Raw genomic sequence first — 17,619 nt, forward strand, 5'->3', positions numbered from 1 at the left:
CGGCGCCTCCACGTTGGCCGAAGTCGCCGTACAGACGCGCCGCTTCTGCGGGTGCCCCACGCGAAGCGCGGGCTTTTGGTAGAATCGGCCGGTTAACGATTCAATCAATCAGCGTGGAACCGTCATGGCCCAATACGTAATGTCTATGCTCGGCGTGAGCAAGGTGGTGCCGCCCAAGCGCCAGATCATCAAGGATATCTCGCTGTCGTTCTTCCCCGGCGCCAAGATCGGCCTGTTGGGCCTGAACGGCTCCGGCAAGTCGACCGTGCTGCGCATCATGGCCGACGTCGACAAGGAATACGACGGCGAGGTGCAGCACCTGGCCGGCGTCAAGATCGGCTACCTGCCGCAGGAACCGCAACTCGATGCCGACAAGACGGTGCGCGAGGAAGTGGAAAGCGGCATGGGCGACGTGATGGGCGCGCAGAAACGCCTGGAAGAGGTGTACGCCGCCTACGCCGAGCCGGACGCCGACTTCGACGCCCTGGCCGAAGAGCAGGCGCGTCTGGAAGCCATCATCTCGGCCGGCGCCGGCGACAACGTCGAGCACCAGCTCGAAATCGCCGCCGACGCGCTGCGCCTGCCGCCGTGGGACGCCAAGATCGGCCCGCTGTCGGGCGGCGAGAAGCGCCGCGTGGCGCTGTGCAAACTGCTGCTGTCGCAGCCGGACATGTTGCTGCTCGACGAGCCGACCAACCACCTCGACGCCGAGTCGGTGGAATGGCTGGAGCAGTTCCTGGTGCGTTTCCCCGGCACCGTGGTGGCCGTCACCCACGACCGCTACTTCCTCGACAACGCCGCCGAATGGATCCTGGAACTGGACCGCGGCGAGGGCATCCCGTGGAAGGGCAACTATTCCAGCTGGCTGGAACAGAAGGAAGCGCGCCTGGAGACCGAGGCCAAGCAAGAAGGCGCGCGCATCAAGGCGATGAAGCAGGAACTGGAATGGGTGCGCCAGAACCCCAAGGGACGCCAGGCCAAGTCCAAGGCCCGTATCGCGCGCTTCGAGGAACTGTCGAGCCATGAGCACCAGAAGCGCAACGAGACCCAGGAAATCTTCATCCCGGTGGCTGAGCGCCTGGGTAGCGAGGTGATCGAGTTCGACGGCGTGTCCAAGGGCTTCGGTGACCGCCTGCTGATCGACAACCTGAGCTTCAAGGCCCCGGCCGGCGCCATCGTCGGCATCATCGGCCCGAACGGCGCCGGTAAATCGACGCTGTTCAAGATGATCGCCGGCAAGGAACAACCAGATTCCGGTACGGTGAAGATCGGCCAGACCGTGCAGATGGCCTTCGTCGAACAGAGCCGTGAAGGCCTGGACGCCGACAAGACGGTGTTCGAAGACGTCTCCGGCGGCTTGGACATTCTCAACGTCGGCCGCTTCGAGATGTCGAGCCGTGCTTACCTCGGCCGCTTCAACTTCAAGGGCGGCGACCAGCAGAAGAAGGTCGGCATGCTATCCGGCGGCGAGCGCGGCCGGTTGCACCTGGCCAAGACCCTGCTCAAGGGCGGCAACGTGCTGCTGCTCGACGAACCGTCCAACGACCTCGACGTGGAAACCCTGCGTGCGCTGGAAGATGCGCTGCTGGAGTTCGCCGGCACCGTGTTTGTGATCTCCCACGACCGCTGGTTCCTCGACCGTATCGCCACCCACATCCTGGCGGCGGAAGGCGAGTCGCAATGGACCTTCTTCGACGGCAACTACCAGGAGTACGAGGCCGACAAGAAGAAACGCCTGGGCGAGGAAGGCGCCAAGCCCAAGCGTATCCGCTACAAGCCGATCACGCGCTGAGCCCCGCGCTTCGGCCAACCCCGTTCCGCCCCCGGCGCAACGGGGTTTTTTTACAGGTGAACAAATCGTAACAATTGTCCATGCCAAAGGACTTTAAAGCGCTGGCGAAACGTGCCTAGAATGGGTTGTCTTTTTGCGAAGGGGGCACCTCCCCCGCCGTGAAAGGTGTGCAGGCTCAGAACCCGTTCACGCCCCGACGCGAGCGGCCCTCAGCGGAGTGAAGAGCAGCCCGGACACCGCCATGCGCCGATCAGCGCAGCAGGATTCGAGTCGCGCTCCGCCCCGGTCAGGGACGCGCCGCCAGTTCGTGAGCAGGTTCCCACAAGGTGCGCAGGCATGGCACCCGGCCGCGATACAGCCACAATACGCAGAGGAGCTTCCTCATGGAAAACCAATACCCGTTCCTGCCCACCATTGCGCTGCCGTCCACCACCGACCTCATCCGGCTCGACGCGCGTCCGCGACGCTCGGTCACGCTGGAGAGCGCCGCGCTTGAGGTGATGACCGACCTGAAATTGGTCGATCCGGTCAGCGTGCACGAAGACACCCCGCTCGACGACGCCCACCGCGCCATGATCGGCCGCGGCATCCGCCTGCTGTTCGTCACCGACGCCGCCGGCCATCTCTCCGGCCTGGTCACGGCCACCGACCTGCTGGGCGAGCGGCCGATGCAGTGCATGCTGGGACACGGCAAGCGCCGCGCCGACTTGCTGGTGCGCGACGTGATGACGCCGCGCGTCGAGCTCGAGGCGCTGAAGCTGGAAGACGTCGCCTCGGCCAAGGTCGGCCAGATGGTCGCCACCATGAAACAGCACGGCCGCCAGCACGCGCTGGTGGTGGAGCTCAACCCGGAGACCGGTCACTACGAGGTGTGCGGCCTGTTCTCGACCTCGCACATGGCGCGCCGCCTCGGCATCTCGCTCAACTTCATCCGCGTCCCGCAGGCGTTCTCCGAAATCCAGCACTCGCTGCTGCACGAAAGCTGAGCCGGCGATACACCTCCTACCCAGGCAGCCGCGAGCTGCCTTTTTTCATGCCCGCTGCGCCGCCGCAGTGTGGCGCCCGCGCGGGATCTCCCCCTCCGACCTTCCCAAAACCGCCCGGATCGCGCCCGCCAGCGTGCCGGACATAGGGCGAATGGACATGAATTTATCTCATGCCCCGATGGCCATAAATCATTTGTTCCCGCAGACGAGCGTCCCTTAGCCTAACTGCATCGGCTGACACCGCCGACGACCAAGGGAGAAAACGATGTCCTGCAAAAAAGTACTCACGCTGACCCTGCTGTGCGCCCTGCCCTGGCTGGCCCAGGCCCAGACCGTGCGCATCGTGACCGACGCCAGCTACCCGCCGTTCTCCAAGATGAACCCGGACGGCAGCATCACCGGCTTCGACCCGGACATCACCCGCGCGCTGTGCGCCGAAGCCAAGCTCGAGTGCGAGCTGAAGGCGATGGACTTCGACGGCATCATCCCGGCGCTGCAGGCCAAGAAGTTCGACGTCGCCATCGCCTCGATGAGCATCACCCCGGAGCGCGCCAAGGTGGTCGACTTCAGCGACATGTACTTCAAGATTCCCGGCCGCCTGATGGCCAGGGAAGGCACCCAGATCAACGACGCCTGGTTCAAGGGCAAGAAGATCGGCGTGCTGCGCAGCTCGACCCAGATGCAGGAAGCCAACGCCAAGTGGGCGCCGAAGGGCAGCCAGATCAAGGTGTACAGCAAGATCACCGACGCCTTCCTCGACCTGACCGGCCAGCGCCTCGACGCCGTCTACCTCGACGCCACCATCGGCGAGTCGGACTTCCTGCAAAAGCCGATGGGCAAGGGTTTCGCCTTCGTCGGCCCGGTCTACAACGACCCCAAGTACTACATGGGCGCGGCGATGGCGGTCGGCAAGGGCAACAAGGAACTGCGCGCCAAGCTGAATGCGGCGCTGAAGCAGATTCTCGGCAACGGCACCTACAAGCAGATCCAGGCCAAGTATTTCAGCTACGACATCTACCCCTTCAAGTAATCCCGGGTTCCGTTCTTGACCTTACGGCCGCCGCCTGACCCGCGCCGGCCGCCGAAAGCCCTGCCATGACCAAGACCGCTTACGTTGAAATCCACCTGCCCGCGCTGCGCCGCAATTACGCCCTGGCCAAGACGCTGGCCGGCACGGCGCGGGTCTGGGCCGTGCTCAAGTCGGACGCCTACGGCCACGGTCTGACCCGCGTGGCGCTGGCGCTGCCGGACGCCGACGGCTTCGCGCTGATCCAGCCGGACGACGCCGTGACGCTGCGCCACGCCGGCATCGGCGCACCGATCCTGCTGCTGGAAGGGGCGCTGGAGGAAGGCGATGTCGACATCGCCGCGCAGCACCGTCTCGACTTGGTGCTGCGCTCGGAACACCAGCTGCAGTGGCTGCTCCAGAAGGCACGGCCGGTCACGGTCTGGGTCAAGGTCAATACCGGCATGAACCGCTTCGGCTTCACCCCGGAGCGGGCGCTGGCGGTGGTGCGCCAGTTGCAGGCGACGCCGTTCTGCCGCGTCGCCGGGCTGATGACCCACTTCGCCTGCGCCGACCAGCTCGGCACGCCGCTCGACGAGCCGTGGCGGCGCTTCCTGCAGGTGGTCGAGGCCACCGGCCTGCCCTACACCGCCGCCAACAGCGCGGCGCTGCTACGGGAAGCGCGCACCCACGGCGCGGTGGCCCGCGTCGGCGGGCTGCTCTACAACAACAACCCGTTCTACCCCGACACCCGGCTGTGGCCGATGGCGGCCGAGCCGGTGATGCGTTTCGCCGCGCGCATCGTGCACGTCAGCACGCTCCAGGCCGGCGACAGCATCGGCTACGGCGCCGCCTTCACCGCCCGCCACGACATGCGCATCGGCATCGTCGGCGCCGGCTACGGCGACGGCTACCCGCGCGCCGCCCCCAGCGGCACCCCGGTGCTGGTGGACGGCCGACGTGCCGCGCTGGTGGGTCGGGTGGCGATGAACGTGCTGGCGATCGACCTCTCCGCCCTGCCGGAGGCGCAGGTCGGCGACGAAGTCACTCTGTGGGGCGCGCCGGGGCTGAGTTGCGATGAGATCGCCTGGCGCTGCGGCACCATCAGCGAAGAACTGCAATGCGCATTGACGAGCCGGGTGCCGATCCGGCAGATTGTGGCGGACTCCATCGTATCCGCCATCCCTGATGAACAAACTGCCCCCGCTCAATGCCTTGCGCATCTTTGAAGCGGTCGCCCGTCTGCAAAGCTTCACCAAGGCCGCCGAAGCCCTCTACCTGACGCAAAGCGCGGTCAGCCACCAGATCCGCAAGCTGGAAGAACACTTCGGCTTCCCGCTCCTGGTGCGCGGCCAGCGCGGCATCGACCTGACGCCGGAAGGCGCGATCCTGCAGCACAGCGTGCACGACGCCCTGCTGCAGATCGACCAGACCTGCGACCAGCTCAGCCAGCGCCACCACGCCATCCGCATCAAGTCGCCGCCGTCGATCGCGGTGCGCTGGCTGGTGCCGCATCTGCAAGCCTTCAAGCAGCAGTTCCCCGACCTCGACATCAGCGTCAGCACGGTATGGGAGGAAAAGCCGGCGTTCGACTGGGGCCTGTTCGACCTCGCCATCCAGTACGGCATCGGCGACTGGCCGGGCGTCACGGTCGAGCTGTTGCACCGCGAGCGGCTGATTCCGGTCGCCGCGCCGGCGCTGCTGCAGGGCCGCCAGACCCTGACGCCGGACGACCTGGCCACGCAGACGCTGATCCACTCGACGCGCGACCGCCACGACTGGCGGCTGTGGCTGGGGCTGCCCGCGGGCGAGTGGCCCAAGGGGCAGAAGGAATTGCTGTTCGACGCCGACGTGATGGCGGTGGAGGCCGCCCGCTGCGGGCTGGGCGTGGCGCTGATCGACCCCTTCCTGGTGCAGGATGCGCTGGACGACGGCAGCCTGCTGACGCCGCTGCAGCGCACCGTCCAGACCGGCAAGGCTTACTACCTGGTACGCCCCCCACACGACCGCCACTCGCGCCGCCTGCAGCCGCTGGTGGAGTGGCTGCAGAACGCCGCCTGAGCCCGCCCGGTCGCCGCATATTGTGCTGCCGGCGTCGCCCCGGCTTGGTAAAATGCGCGCCAACCCGCCTTATTCTCAGGATTCCAGCGTGAGCGCCATCCCCGACATCAAGCCCGGGCAGTCGATCGAACTGCTCAAGGAACTGCACATCCTCACCCGCGACGGCAAGCTCAACCAGGACAGCCGCCGCAAGCTGAAACAGGTCTACCACCTCTACCAGTTCATCGAGCCGCTGCTGGCCGACGTGCTGGCCGAGGGCGGGGAACTGACGCTGGCCGACCACGGCGCCGGCAAGTCCTATCTCGGTTTCATCCTGTACGACCTGTTCCTCAAGGAGAAGAACGCCGGCCACGTCTACGGCATCGAGACCCGCGCCGAGCTGGTGGCGCGCTCGCGCGAACTGGCCGAGCGCCTGGACTTCCCGCGCATGTCCTTCCTCGACCTGACGGTGGAGCAGTCGATCACCTCGCCGCTGTTGCCGGAGCGCATCGACGTGGTCACCGCGCTGCACGCCTGCAACACCGCCACCGACGACGCCATCAAGTTCGCGCTGGCCAAGCAGGCCCGTTTCATCGTGCTGGTGCCGTGCTGCCAGGCCGAGGTGGCCACGGTGCTGCGCAAGAACAAGAACCAGAGCTTCGGCCTGACGCCGCTGTCGGAAATCTGGCGCCACCCGATCCACACCCGCGAATTCGGCAGCCAGCTCACCAACGTGCTGCGCTGCCTGCAGCTGGAGGCGCACGGCTACCAACTGACGGTGACCGAACTGGTGGGCTGGGAACATTCGATGAAGAACGAGCTGATCATCGCCCGCTACACCGGCGCGCCGCGCAAGAACGCCGAGCAACGCCTGGAAAGCATCCTGAACGAGCTGAACCTGGACGAGCTGCGCGAACGTTTCGTCTACTGAGACCGCCCCCCGTTCTTCGGCCAACCTTGAGCACGACCGACAAGGTTGGCCGAAGAACGTCCTCGCACGTCCAGGGTGGGCATCCTCCTGCGGCCCGCCCCGCCCTCCGCTTCAACACGCCCTCCACCCGAAACCCATGCACGATCGCCTCGCCAGCGTCAGTCCCTCCTGGCCATCGCGATGGTGTTGGACCTCCCCACGCCAGCCATCCTCTCCGACAAAAAAATGGCCACCCGCATGGATGGCCCAGTCTAGAGAGGAGGAGAAAACCCGGGGGGACACTCGCCTGTGCGCCGCGTCCCGAAATCGGTCGAGGTTACCGCTGCCAGTAGCGGTTCTGATCGTCGTGGCGCTGGTAGCGGATCGCCTCCGACAGCGCCTGTTCGCTGCGTTCCAGGTCGTGCTGCTCGGGGCGCGACAGATAACCGTCGGCCAAATAATCGCGCCGCTTGGCCCGCAGATCGTCCAGTTGGCGTTGCAGACGGCGCGCCTCCCAGCGCGTCAGCGAGCCATCCTGCACGCCACGCTCGATGCGTACCTGGTAAGGACGGTAAGACGGATAAGACTGGTAGTAGCCATGATCGGGCTGATTCCAGCGCTCCCCCGCGCCATCCTTGGCAAACGCCGCCAGCGGCAACAGGGACAAAGCAACAAGCAAGGCACGTTTCATGATGGGGTTCCTTGGTAGTGAGAACGTGCTTGCAGTGTAGGAGGCAAGTTTGTCGGATCTGTGTCGCCCCGCGCCGTGCTTGTTAAAAGATGTTAAACATCCTCGCGCGATCCGCAACGCCCGAACGGGCCCAGGTCGACACCGCCGCCGGAGGGAAAGGATAGTAGGGGGGAACGCACAACAGGCGCACGCCGCGGCAGGCGCACGGCGGGAAAAGGACGGCGCCCTTCCCGCCACGCAGAGACCCGGCGATAGGAAGGAAGGGCGCGACAAGAAGCGGCGGCAGGGCGCGGACGCCCCCGCCGGCCTCAGCGCCGCCAGACCAGCCGACTGACGGTGCGCGAGACGTGGATGCTGGTATCGTCGACCCAGCGCGCGTAGGGCAGCGAGCACAGATAGATCGCCGCCACCGACGCCGCCAGGCTCGACAGCGAGGCGCCGGTGTAGGACAAGGTCGGGCGCAGGGCGTTGAACACCAGCGGCGCCACCGTGGCCAGCACCAGCATGTGCAGCAGGTAGGCCGAGAACGACATACGGCCGAGCCAGGCCATGGCGCGCCCGGAAAGACGCTGCCCCAGCCACGGGCTCTTCAGCACCGCGCCGACGATCAGCATGCCGCCCAGCTCATTCGCCAGATCGTAATTGGCCAGCGACTCGCCGCGCCAGGACAGATCCAGGTTGCGCTCGATGAAATTGTAGGAACTGCTCGCTTCGTGATAGCCCACGAGATACAGCCCGGCCAGCAGCGCGGACAGCGCCAGCAGGCGGTTATCGACGGTCCACTCGCTCGCCGCCAGCCAGAGGCCGAACACGAACAGCGCGTAGTACACGCCATTGCCCGGCACCAGCAACAGGCAGCCCAACGCCGCGACCGGCAACAGCCAGTCCGGACGCGGCCAGCGATCGAGCAGCGCGGCCAAGGCGTATACCAGCAGCGAACCGAAGAACTCGATGCGCATCGTCCACAACGCCCAATTGTAGTCCGCCGCGCCCCACAGGATGGTATCCACCGAGCCCTGCTCCACGGCGTTCCCGAGCGAGAAATCAAAGGCGCCGAACAGGCGGATCCACTCGCCCAGCGCATGCCGGTCGACCCGCGGCAAGGCGAAGGCGAACACCGCCCAGGCCAGCAGGCAACTGATCAGGATCGGCAGCATCAAGCGGAAGTAACGGCGCACCACCATACCGGGCAGGGCCTGCAGCAGCCCGTCCCGGCCCAGCACGCTGCGCCCCAGCACGAAGCCGCTCAGGACGAAGAACACGCACACCGCGCCCGAGCCGGAATACACGAAGCCGAAAGGCGAATTGAACACCCAGCGCTCAAAACCCGAGCGCAGCTGGTCGAAATCACCGTGCAGGTAAGGCCAGAAAGTCAGGGATGCGTGGGAAAAAATCACTGCCAGCGCCGCCAAGCCTCGAACAGCCTCGACGGCCAAATTCTTGTTGCTCATGGATACAGAACGATCGGAGACATAAACAAAACAACACATTATAAGGCCTGCGCCCGCAAGCCACAGCGTAAACTTGATGCGACGGTGTCTGGCGAGGGCCGGCACTTGCCCTGACCCGAGCATTACCCTACTCTTGCGCCAGTTCTCCAGCCTTACGAGTTCCTCATTGTGCCGAAACGCCGCTACGCCCTGTCCCTGCTGTTCACCGTCAGCCTGGCCGGTTGCGCCAGCCCCACCACTCCGGTGAGCCAGCCTTCCTCCGCCCCCATCGTCGTGCCACCGGATGGCTACCCGCAGCCGGACAGCACGGCATCGGCACCGGTGGAACTGCCGCCGGTGGAAACCCCGCTGACCATCACGCCCCCGCTCATCGGCAAGCCGATCACGGTGCTACCGCGCGTGCCGCCGATCAGCGCAGCGCAAGGCCGCGCCACCCTGGACAAGGTCCTGCCCGCCAAGATACGCGACCGCGCCGGCTGGGCCGAAGACATCTTCGACGCCTTCACCGCCCTGAAGTTGCCCTATACCGCCGAAAACTTCTGTGCCGCCGCCGCCGTCATCGAGCAGGAATCGAGCTGGCAGTCCGACCCGACGGTGCCGGGGCTGCCCAAGATCGTCTGGGGCAAGATCGGGGAAAAGGCCGCCGGCTACCACATCCCCCTGCCGCTGGTGAAGACCGCCCTGCTCAAGCCCTCGCCCAACGGCCGCAGCTACAAGGAGCGCATCGACACGCTGCGCACCGAAAAGCAGATGAACGAACTGTACGAAGACATGTCGGCGGAGGCGGAGAAGATCGGCTTTCCCACCATCATGAAAAAGAACCCGATCCGCACCGGCGGACCGATGCAGGTCAGCGTGGAGTTTGCCGAAGCCCATGTCCGCGCCTGGCCCTACCCCTACTCGCGCAAGACCAGCCTGCGCAATGAAGTGTTCAGCCGCCGCGGTGGCGTGTATTTCGGCAGCGCCATCCTGCTGCAATACCCGGCCCCGTACAAGGACATGCTGTACCGCTTCGCCGATTTCAACGCCGGCCGCTACAGCAGCCGCAACGCGGCCTTCCAGGCGGTGATCAGCCGGCTCAGCGGGCGGCGCCTGGCGCGCGATGGCGACCTGCTCAGCTATGAAAACGGCCAGGCCAGCGGCGGCAGTACCTTGAACGCCCTGCAGGCACTCGACAACCGGCTGGGCATGAGCGACAACGCCATCATGCGCGATCTAAAACAGGAAAAACTGGCAACCTTCGGCCAGACCGAGCTGTACCGCAAAGTGTATGCCTTGGCCGACCCGCTCTACGGCGGCCAGGCGCCGCGCGAACAGTTGCCACAGATCGACCTGAAAAGCCCCAAGATCACCCGCAAGCTGACCACCGAGTGGTTTGCCGAGCGAGTGAACGGACGCTATCAGACCTGCCTGCAGCGCGCGGCGCATTAACCGTGAGGAAGGCCGGGGCGCCACAGGTGCCCTGGCTTGATACGGCGCTCGATGCCGTGCAAGACGCCCGGCCGCTGGCCGAGGGAAAAACAAAAAAGCCAACCCGAAGGTTGGCTTTTTTGTTGAAACTGGCGTCCCCACGGGGATTCGAACCCCGGTCGCCGCCGTGAAAGGGCAGTGTCCTAGGCCTCTAGACGATGGGGACAGTGGCGCATCCGGAGCGATTCGAACGCCCGACCCTCTGGTTCGTAGCCAGATACTCTATCCAACTGAGCTACGGATGCGCTGTCTGGCGGAGAAAGAGGGATTCGAACCCTCGATACAGGTTTAAGCCCGTATGCTTCCTTAGCAGGGAAGTGCCTTCGACCACTCGGCCATTTCTCCGTGAGAGAGACGCCATATTAAAGATGACATCTCACCCTGTCAACCCCCCTGTGATCAGGCTTCAACCGTCTGATCGAGGCCGAAGGCCTTGTGCAGCACGCGCACGCCCAGCTCGAGGTATTTCTCGTCGACCAGCACCGACACCTTGATTTCCGAGGTGGAGATCAGCTGGATGTTGATGCCCTCTTCGGCCAGGGTGCGGAACATGGTCGAGGCGATGCCGCAGTGCGAGCGCATGCCGACACCGACGATGGAGATCTTGGCGACCTTGTCGTCGGCGTCGATCTTGGCGGCGCCAATGTGGGTCTGCACGTCACGCAGGATGCCCAGGGTGCGCTGGAACTCGCCGCGCGGCACGGTGAAGGAGAAGTCGGTGGTGCCGTTCTCGCCCACGTTCTGGATGATCATGTCCACTTCGATGTTGGCATCGGCGATCGGGCCGAGAATCTGGTAAGCGATACCCGGCTTGTCCGGCACGCCTTTCACATTGATGCGCGCTTCGTTACGGTCAAATGCGATGCCTGCTACTACGGCCTTTTCCATGTTTTGGTCTTCCTCGAACGTGATCAGTGTGCCTTCCCCTTCCTCTTCGAAACTGGAGAGTACACGCAGCCGAACCTTGTACTTGCCGGCGAATTCAACCGAGCGGATCTGCAACACCTTGGAGCCCAGGCTCGCCATCTCGATCATTTCCTCGAAGGTAATGGTCTTGAGGCGGCGGGCTTCCGGCACCACGCGCGGGTCGGTGGTGTAGACGCCGTCGACGTCGGTGTAGATCTGGCACTCGTCGGCCTTCAGTGCGGCGGCCAGCGCCACGGCCGAGGTATCGGAACCACCACGGCCCAGCGTGGTGATGCTGCCCAGTTCGTCGACGCCCTGGAAACCAGCCACGATGACGACCTGACCGGCGTCGAGGTCGGCACGCATGGCAGCGTCGTCGATCGACTGAATGCGGGCCTTGCTGTGCGAGCTGTCGGTCACGACCGGCACTTGCCAGCCGCAGTAGCTCTTGGCCGGAACGCCGATTTCCTTCAGCGCCATGGCCAGCAGGCCGATGGTGACCTGTTCGCCGGTCGACACGAGCACGTCGAGTTCGCGCGCGTCCGGATACTCCTGGATGTCCTTGGCCAGACCGATCAGGCGGTTGGTTTCGCCGCTCATGGCGGAAACCACGATCACCAGATCATGTCCCTGAGCCTTCCATTTGGCGATGCGCCGGGCGACATTCTTGATACGCTCGGTGGTGCCCACCGAGGTGCCGCCGTACTTCTGTACGATGAGTGCCATGCTTGCTCTTAATATATGGGAGATTAAAAATTCGAACCCCGATTCTGACCATATCTTGGGGCGAATTGCAAGGATGTTTTCGGGCGATATCCAGAACGCCCCCCGCAACGCAGCAAACCGAGCCGGGACGGGCGCTCGGGCCATGTACAATTTGACCAATAAAACCCAGAAAATCGCCACTTTCAGCCAATCAATGGCATGCGGCGGGTATTTGCTTGCCGGGCTCGCCGCAACGGCTTTTTCCGTGCCAAGGGTTACTCCGCATTGGCAAAGCCCTGCCGCGGGGCTTTAATGCAGCATGACACCCCTGCCCGCCGCGGAAAACAATTCGGAAGGTCCCCATGAAAGTCGGCTTGTTCATTCCCTGCTTCGTCAACGAACTGTATCCCCACGTCGCCATGGCCACGCTGGAACTGCTGGAAGGCTACGGCGTAGACGTGACCTACCCCATGGAACAGTCCTGTTGCGGTCAGCCACTGGCCAATAACGGCGACAGCAGCGGCGCCTGCGAGGCCGCCCTGCGCTTCACCGGCGTGTTCAAGGACTTCGACTACGTGGTGGCGCCCTCCGGCAGCTGCGTCTCGCACGTGACCCACCACTACCCCTGGTACATCGCCGACAACGCCGACTTCCAGCACCTGCAGCCACGGGTCTTCGAGATCATCGAATTCCTGCAGGACGTGCTGAAGGTGGAGAAACTGCCCAAGCCGGTGCACTTCCCGCACAAGGTGTCGATCCACCAGAGCTGCCACGGCCTGCGCGAGCTGCACCACGCCAGCCCGAGCGAGCTGATGATCCCCTACCAGTCGCGCCTGGAGCGCATCCTGCAACTGGTGGACGGCATCGAGATCGGCCTGCCGGAACGACGCGACGAGTGCTGCGGTTTCGGCGGCACCTTCAGCGTGGACGAGGCCGACGTCTCGGTGGCGATGGGGCGCGACCGCGTGGCCCAGCACGAGGCCACCGGGGCCGAGTACATCGTCGGCGCCGACCCGTCCTGCCTGATGCACATGGGCGGCATCATTCGTCACAACGGGCGCACCATCCGCCCGCTGCACGTGGTGGAAATCCTCACTGGTCGCGGAGGTGCCGCATGAAGGCCGACAACATTCATCACCCGGACGCCGCACGCGAGTTCCTCGCCGACCGCGCCCGCGCCAGTTGGCACGACCAGGCGATCTGGTTTGTGCGCCAGAAGCGCGACGTCCAGGCCAAACAGCTGCCAGAGTGGGAAGAGCTGCGCAAGTTGGCCGAACAGATCAAGGCGCACACGCTGTCCAAACTCGACGACTACCTGGTCCAGTTCGAGGAGAACGCGCGCCGCAACGGCGTCACCGTGCACTTCGCCGCCGACGCCGCCGAGCACAACCGCATCGTGCACCAGCTCCTGGCCGCACGCCAGGTGAAGAAGCTGGTGAAGTCGAAGTCGATGCTGACCGAGGAATGCGGGCTCAACCCCTACCTGGAGGAGCGCGGCATCGAGGTGATCGACACCGACCTGGGCGAGCGCATCGTGCAACTGCGGCACGAACCGCCCAGCCACATCGTAATGCCGGCGATCCACCTGAAGAAAGAGCAGATTTCCGAGCTGTTTCATGAAGAACTGGGCACCGAGGCCGGCAACAACGACCCGACCTATTTGACCCATGCCGCGCGCGCCAACCTGCGCCAGCACTTCCTGACGGCCGACGCCGGGCTGACCGGGGTCAACTTCGCCGTCGCCGAGACCGGCGGCGTGGTGGTGTGCACCAACGAGGGCAACGCCGACCTCGGCACCGCGCTGCCGCCCCTGCACATCGCCTCGATGGGCATCGAGAAGATCATCCCCAAGCTGGAGCACCTGGGCGTGTTCACCCGGTTGTTGGCACGCTCGGCGATCGGTTCGCCGGTGACCACCTACACCTCGCACTTCCACCGCGCGCGGCCGGGCGGCGAGATGCACATCGTCATCGTCGACAACGGCCGCAGCGACATCCTCGGCAACCCGGACTTCTACGCCAGCTTGCGCTGCATCCGCTGCGGCGCCTGCATGAATACCTGCCCGGTGTACCGGCGCAGCTCCGGCCACAGCTACAGCTACGTCATACCGGGGCCGATCGGCTCGACGCTGGGCCCGAGCCGCGACATCAAGAAGCACGGCAGCATGGCCTTCGCCTGCACCACCTGCGGCTCCTGCTCCAACGTCTGCCCGGTCAAGATCAACCTGCACGAACAGCTCATCCTGCAGCGCAAGCGCGCCTTCGACGCTGGTGCCTTGAAGCCGGCCAAGAAGATGGGGTTGCTGGCGATGCGCTTCCTGACCCAGCATCCGGCCTTGATGGACGCCGGCGGCAAGGCGATGCGCAAGGTGGTGCCGATCCTACCGGCATTCATCAAGGACGGCACGGCGTGGAGCCGGCCGGGACGCGAGCTGCCCGAGATGCCGGAACACAGCTTCAAGGAACTCTACCGCCGCCGCCAGGAGGACAAGCAATGAGCAGCAGCCGCGACGCCATCTTGGCCAAGATCCACCGCAACCGCCCCGGCGGGCCGGTGCTGCCGGACATCCACGCCGTGCAGTTCGTCACCTTCGACGACAAATTCGCCGCCTTCGCCGGGCTGATCCGCAACCTGGGCGGCGAGGCCATCTGGCTGGCCGACGGCCAGAGCGTGGCCGACGCGGTGGCGCAACGTTGGCCGAAGACCGGGCGCACCGTCGACCTGACCACGATGCCGCATGAGGAAGTCTTCACCCCGCACGACTGGCACGACGTCGACGTCGCCATCGTGCCCGGCGAACTCGCCGTGGCGGAAAACGCCGCGGTGTGGATCAGCCACCCCGACAACATCTTCCGCTCGCTGTATTTCCTCACGGAAAAGCTGGTGATGGTGGTGCCCAAGGACAAGCTGGTCGACACCATGCGCGACGCCTACGGTCAGATCGCCATCCGCGAGCATGGCTTCGGCGCCTTCATCTCCGGCTCGTCGCGTACCGCCGACATCGAGCAGAGCCTGGTGATGGGCGCACACGGCGCCATGGCGGCGCTGGTGATCTTCTGCTGACAAGCCAACCGTTTTCCCTTTTTTGGTGTGTTGCTCTGACAGACCCCGCTTGCGGGGTCTCTTTTTTTTCCGGCAACAAAAAACCCCGCCAAAGCGGCGGGGTTTTCCAAGCGATCTTACTTGTAGCGCGGCGGCAGCAGCAGCGCCGGAATCTCGCGCTGGCGCTTGCCAACGCGTACCTTGAACACCTTGCGCGGTTCGCCGTTGTCGATGGGCTTGCGCAGCGGCTCGACCACGGGGGCCGCCATCGGGGCGCGCGATGCACTGCGGCTGTTGCCGCGCCCGTTCTCCGCCGAGCGGCGCGGCGGCGGCGCGATCTCGTCGGCCGGACGCTCCAGCCACGACGGCCAGAAGCCGGACACCGGCTGCGGCTTCAGCGTCTGCCGCGTCAGCTTCTCGATCGCCTCGAGCTGCTTGCCTTCGTCCTGCCCCATCAGCGAGATGGCCACGCCGGAGGCGCCGGCCCGGCCGGTACGGCCGATACGGTGCACATAGTCTTCCGGCGCGTTGGGCAGCTCGAAGTTGACCACGTAGGGCAGTTCGGAGATATCCAGACCACGCGCCGCCACGTCGGTCGCCACCAGCACCTTGACCTCGCCGTTCTTGAACGCGGTCAGGGTTTCCAGGCGGGCACCTTGCGCCTTGTCGCCGTGGATCGCCTCGGCGGCATGGCCGTCGCGCTTAAGATCGCGCGCCAGCTGGTCGGCGGACAGCTTGGTCTTGCAGAACACGATGACCTGGCCCATCTGGCGCTCGCGGATCAGGTGCGACAGCAGGTAGCGCTTGCGCTGGCTGTCCACCGAGAACACCAGCTGCTCGACCTGGGCGTTGGTTGAATTTTGCCGTGCCACTTCGACGGTCTGCGGGTCGTGCATGAACTCCTCGGCCAGGCGCTTGATCTCCGGCGCGAAGGTGGCGGAGAACAGCAGGGTCTGGCGCGTGCGCGGCAGCATGCCGAGAATCTTGCGGATGTCGTTGATGAAGCCCATGTCCAGCATGCGGTCGGCTTCGTCCAGCACCAGCACGTCGACCTTGTTGAGCTGCACCGTCTTCTGGCCGACGTGGTCGAGCAGACGACCCGGCGTGGCGATCAGTATCTCGACGCCGCGACGCAGCTCCTGTGTCTGCGGGTCCATGTTCATGCCGCCAAACACCACGGTGGAGCGCAGCGGCAGGTACTTGGTATAAGCGGCGGCGTTGACCGCGATCTGGTCGGCCAGCTCGCGGGTCGGCGACAGGATCAGCGCGCGCACCGGGTGCATCGCCGGCGAGGCGCTGGTACTGGCAAATTTCTTCAGGCGTTCCAGGATCGGCAGCATGAACGCCGCCGTTTTGCCGGTGCCGGTCTGCGCAGCAGCAAGGAGATCGCGCCCGGACAGCACCAGCGGAATGGCTTTGGCCTGGATCGGCGTGGGTTCGGAATAACCCTGCTCGTCGATGGCGCGGAGAATCTCCGGCGACAGCCCAAGCTCGGCAAATGACATGAACAATACTCCTGCGGTAAAGCCTGAGACGGCCGGCCGGCGGTCGGCTGTCTCGAAACGGATGTTGGTTTCAGTAACAAATAAAAAGGCCGACGCCGCCCGAAGGCGGCGCCAGCCGGTCGATCAGCTCAGTTGGGCGGCAACGCTGATCAACAGGATCACGAACAGCCAGAGCAAGGCGGAGCGCCACACCAGCCCCACCGCGCTCTTCAGGTAGTCGGGATCGGACTCCTCGCCCAGCCCCAGCTCCGGACGGAACTTGATGGTGTAGTCCTGCCGTACCGGGTCACCCAGCTTGACGCCTAGCGCACCGGCCGCCGACGCGAGCAGGATACCGTGCGCGTAGTGGCCCCAGGTACGAGCCTGCGAGCGCCAGCAATAGAGCGCGTCCTCGAAGTCGCCCATGATGGCGAAGCTGATCGCCGTCAGGCGCACCGGAATCCAGTCCAGCCAGCTCATGGCCCGCGCGGCGAAGCGGCCGAACAGGTCGTCGCCCGAACTGCGTTCGCCCCACTTCTGCGACAGGATGTAGCTCAGCCGATACAGCACGGCCCCCGCCGGACCGGGCAGGATCAGGAACCAGAACATGGTGCCGAACACATGGCGGTAACTGTCCACCACGCCCTGCTCGATCGACAGCCGGGAAATTTCGTTGACCGACAGTTCCGCCGTCGGCTGGCCGGTCCAGTGTGCCAGCGTCTGGCGCGCGTCGAAATCGCGCCCTTCCGTCAAGGCCACGGAAATCTCGGAGAACGAACTGGAGAAATGGCGGAACCCCATGGTGAGATACAGCACCAGTACGTTCCACGCCAGCCCCAATACCGGGCTCACCGCCGCCAGCAGGTAGTAGCCGCCGAGGGCGATCAGCAACGGCGGCAGCATCGCCGCCAGCCAGGCCATCACGCCATGCCGGTTGTAGCCAGCGTTCAGGTTGCGCTCCAAGTGATTGGCGTAGCGGGTGAACAGCAGCCAGACCCGGTTGCGGTTACCCAGCGGGCGAAGTTGCTCGAGTGCGAGTGCGAAGATCAGGGATAGCAGGGTCATGGCTTATGGTCTTGAGGTGGTCTCTGGCCCAGACGCACGATACCACAAAGGCATCGTCGCGCCCACCCGAC

The 17,619-nt window shown here is 65.0% G+C and carries 15 protein-coding genes and 3 tRNA genes; 10 read left to right on the plus strand and 8 right to left on the minus strand.

The window, feature by feature from the left end; translation table 11 throughout:
- The first annotated feature begins 124 nt into the window (after positions 1-124).
- The 6 genes from ettA (at position 125) to NH8B_RS16330 (ending at position 6,755) form a co-directional block, all read left to right on the plus strand.
- A complete protein-coding gene (gene ettA / locus NH8B_RS16305; protein WP_041703066.1) occupies positions 125-1,792 on the plus strand; it encodes an energy-dependent translational throttle protein EttA in 1,668 nt (555 codons plus the stop codon).
- Positions 1,793-2,175: 383 nt separating this feature from the next.
- Positions 2,176-2,778 (plus strand): CBS domain-containing protein, encoded by a 603-nt coding sequence (locus NH8B_RS16310; RefSeq protein ID WP_014088242.1) that lies wholly within the window; start codon positions 2,176-2,178, stop codon positions 2,776-2,778.
- Positions 2,779-3,043: 265 nt separating this feature from the next.
- Entirely contained in the window at positions 3,044-3,808 is a 765-nt protein-coding gene (locus tag NH8B_RS16315) for a transporter substrate-binding domain-containing protein (protein WP_008954883.1), read from the plus strand.
- Between the two features lie 65 nt (positions 3,809-3,873).
- Complete coding sequence (gene alr, locus NH8B_RS16320) at positions 3,874-5,013, plus strand: alanine racemase (protein ID WP_014088243.1); 1,140 nt, start codon at positions 3,874-3,876, stop codon at positions 5,011-5,013.
- Positions 4,973-5,845, plus strand: a complete 873-nt coding sequence (locus tag NH8B_RS16325; RefSeq protein ID WP_014088244.1) for a LysR substrate-binding domain-containing protein — start codon at positions 4,973-4,975, stop codon at positions 5,843-5,845. Before alr ends, NH8B_RS16325 begins: the two co-directional genes overlap by 41 nt.
- An 88-nt stretch (positions 5,846-5,933) precedes the next feature.
- The gene (locus NH8B_RS16330) at positions 5,934-6,755 is read left to right on the plus strand and encodes a class I SAM-dependent methyltransferase (protein WP_041703069.1); all 822 of its coding nucleotides are present in this window, start codon (positions 5,934-5,936) and stop codon (positions 6,753-6,755) included.
- A gap of 316 nt (positions 6,756-7,071) precedes the next feature.
- Here NH8B_RS16330 and NH8B_RS16335 read toward each other — a convergent pair whose 3' ends face one another.
- Together NH8B_RS16335 and NH8B_RS16340 are read right to left on the minus strand one after the other, a co-directional pair.
- Positions 7,072-7,425 carry a hypothetical protein gene (locus tag NH8B_RS16335; RefSeq protein WP_014088246.1) on the minus strand — a complete coding sequence of 118 codons (354 nt, stop codon included), beginning with the start codon at positions 7,423-7,425 and terminating at the stop codon, positions 7,072-7,074.
- A gap of 308 nt (positions 7,426-7,733) precedes the next feature.
- On the minus strand, positions 7,734-8,876 hold the full coding sequence (locus NH8B_RS16340; protein ID WP_232503489.1) for an acyltransferase family protein: 1,143 nt from the start codon (positions 8,874-8,876) through the stop codon (positions 7,734-7,736).
- 168 nt (positions 8,877-9,044) lie between these two features.
- On the opposite strand from NH8B_RS16340, the gene NH8B_RS16345 reads away from it, so the two are divergent.
- Positions 9,045-10,307 carry a DUF1615 domain-containing protein gene (locus NH8B_RS16345; protein WP_014088248.1) on the plus strand — a complete coding sequence of 421 codons (1,263 nt, stop codon included), beginning with the start codon at positions 9,045-9,047 and terminating at the stop codon, positions 10,305-10,307.
- A 129-nt stretch (positions 10,308-10,436) separates the two neighbouring features.
- On the opposite strand, the gene NH8B_RS16350 is transcribed toward NH8B_RS16345, so the two are convergent.
- The 4 genes from NH8B_RS16350 to NH8B_RS16365 all read right to left on the minus strand — a co-directional run bounded on the left by NH8B_RS16350 (position 10,437) and on the right by NH8B_RS16365 (position 11,978).
- Positions 10,437-10,512 (minus strand) — tRNA-Glu (locus NH8B_RS16350).
- Between the two features lie 2 nt (positions 10,513-10,514).
- Positions 10,515-10,591: transfer RNA gene (locus NH8B_RS16355), tRNA-Arg, on the minus strand.
- A gap of 6 nt (positions 10,592-10,597) precedes the next feature.
- Positions 10,598-10,691: transfer RNA gene (locus NH8B_RS16360), tRNA-Ser, on the minus strand.
- A 54-nt stretch (positions 10,692-10,745) separates the two neighbouring features.
- Complete coding sequence (locus NH8B_RS16365) at positions 10,746-11,978, minus strand: aspartate kinase (RefSeq protein ID WP_008954876.1); 1,233 nt, start codon at positions 11,976-11,978, stop codon at positions 10,746-10,748.
- Positions 11,979-12,319: 341 nt separating this feature from the next.
- Here NH8B_RS16365 and NH8B_RS16370 point away from each other — a divergent pair, with 341 nt between their 5' ends.
- From NH8B_RS16370 to NH8B_RS16380, 3 genes are read left to right on the plus strand one after another with little or no spacing between them, the layout of a single operon-like run.
- Entirely contained in the window at positions 12,320-13,075 is a 756-nt protein-coding gene (locus NH8B_RS16370; RefSeq protein ID WP_014088249.1) for a (Fe-S)-binding protein, read from the plus strand.
- A complete protein-coding gene (locus tag NH8B_RS16375; RefSeq protein ID WP_014088250.1) occupies positions 13,072-14,454 on the plus strand; it encodes a lactate utilization protein B in 1,383 nt (460 codons plus the stop codon). Before NH8B_RS16370 ends, NH8B_RS16375 begins: the two co-directional genes overlap by 4 nt.
- Positions 14,451-15,020 (plus strand): LutC/YkgG family protein, encoded by a 570-nt coding sequence (locus tag NH8B_RS16380; protein WP_014088251.1) that lies wholly within the window; start codon positions 14,451-14,453, stop codon positions 15,018-15,020. The genes NH8B_RS16375 and NH8B_RS16380 overlap by 4 nt, the downstream gene beginning before the upstream one ends.
- A gap of 116 nt (positions 15,021-15,136) precedes the next feature.
- On the opposite strand, the gene NH8B_RS16385 is transcribed toward NH8B_RS16380, so the two are convergent.
- Together NH8B_RS16385 and NH8B_RS16390 are read right to left on the minus strand one after the other, a co-directional pair.
- Positions 15,137-16,504, minus strand: a complete 1,368-nt coding sequence (locus NH8B_RS16385; RefSeq protein WP_014088252.1) for a DEAD/DEAH box helicase — start codon at positions 16,502-16,504, stop codon at positions 15,137-15,139.
- A gap of 123 nt (positions 16,505-16,627) precedes the next feature.
- Complete coding sequence (locus NH8B_RS16390) at positions 16,628-17,548, minus strand: CobD/CbiB family protein (RefSeq protein WP_008954871.1); 921 nt, start codon at positions 17,546-17,548, stop codon at positions 16,628-16,630.
- Positions 17,549-17,619: the final 71 nt, after the last annotated feature.

This window comes from Pseudogulbenkiania sp. NH8B, assembly GCF_000283535.1.
Classification (GTDB): domain Bacteria; phylum Pseudomonadota; class Gammaproteobacteria; order Burkholderiales; family Chromobacteriaceae; genus Pseudogulbenkiania; species Pseudogulbenkiania ferrooxidans.

Coding starts and splice junctions, on each gene's coding strand:
- ettA (WP_041703066.1), top strand. CDS start 125: ATGGCCCAATACGTAATGTCTATGCTCGGCGTGAGCAAGGTGGTGCCG.
- NH8B_RS16310 (WP_014088242.1), top strand. CDS start 2,176: ATGGAAAACCAATACCCGTTCCTGCCCACCATTGCGCTGCCGTCCACC.
- NH8B_RS16315 (WP_008954883.1), top strand. CDS start 3,044: ATGTCCTGCAAAAAAGTACTCACGCTGACCCTGCTGTGCGCCCTGCCC.
- alr (WP_014088243.1), top strand. CDS start 3,874: ATGACCAAGACCGCTTACGTTGAAATCCACCTGCCCGCGCTGCGCCGC.
- NH8B_RS16325 (WP_014088244.1), top strand. CDS start 4,973: ATGAACAAACTGCCCCCGCTCAATGCCTTGCGCATCTTTGAAGCGGTC.
- NH8B_RS16335 (WP_014088246.1), bottom strand. CDS start 7,425: ATGAAACGTGCCTTGCTTGTTGCTTTGTCCCTGTTGCCGCTGGCGGCG.
- NH8B_RS16340 (WP_232503489.1), bottom strand. CDS start 8,876: ATGAGCAACAAGAATTTGGCCGTCGAGGCTGTTCGAGGCTTGGCGGCG.
- NH8B_RS16365 (WP_008954876.1), bottom strand. CDS start 11,978: ATGGCACTCATCGTACAGAAGTACGGCGGCACCTCGGTGGGCACCACC.
- NH8B_RS16370 (WP_014088249.1), top strand. CDS start 12,320: ATGAAAGTCGGCTTGTTCATTCCCTGCTTCGTCAACGAACTGTATCCC.
- NH8B_RS16375 (WP_014088250.1), top strand. CDS start 13,072: ATGAAGGCCGACAACATTCATCACCCGGACGCCGCACGCGAGTTCCTC.
- NH8B_RS16380 (WP_014088251.1), top strand. CDS start 14,451: ATGAGCAGCAGCCGCGACGCCATCTTGGCCAAGATCCACCGCAACCGC.
- NH8B_RS16385 (WP_014088252.1), bottom strand. CDS start 16,504: ATGTCATTTGCCGAGCTTGGGCTGTCGCCGGAGATTCTCCGCGCCATC.
- NH8B_RS16390 (WP_008954871.1), bottom strand. CDS start 17,548: ATGACCCTGCTATCCCTGATCTTCGCACTCGCACTCGAGCAACTTCGC.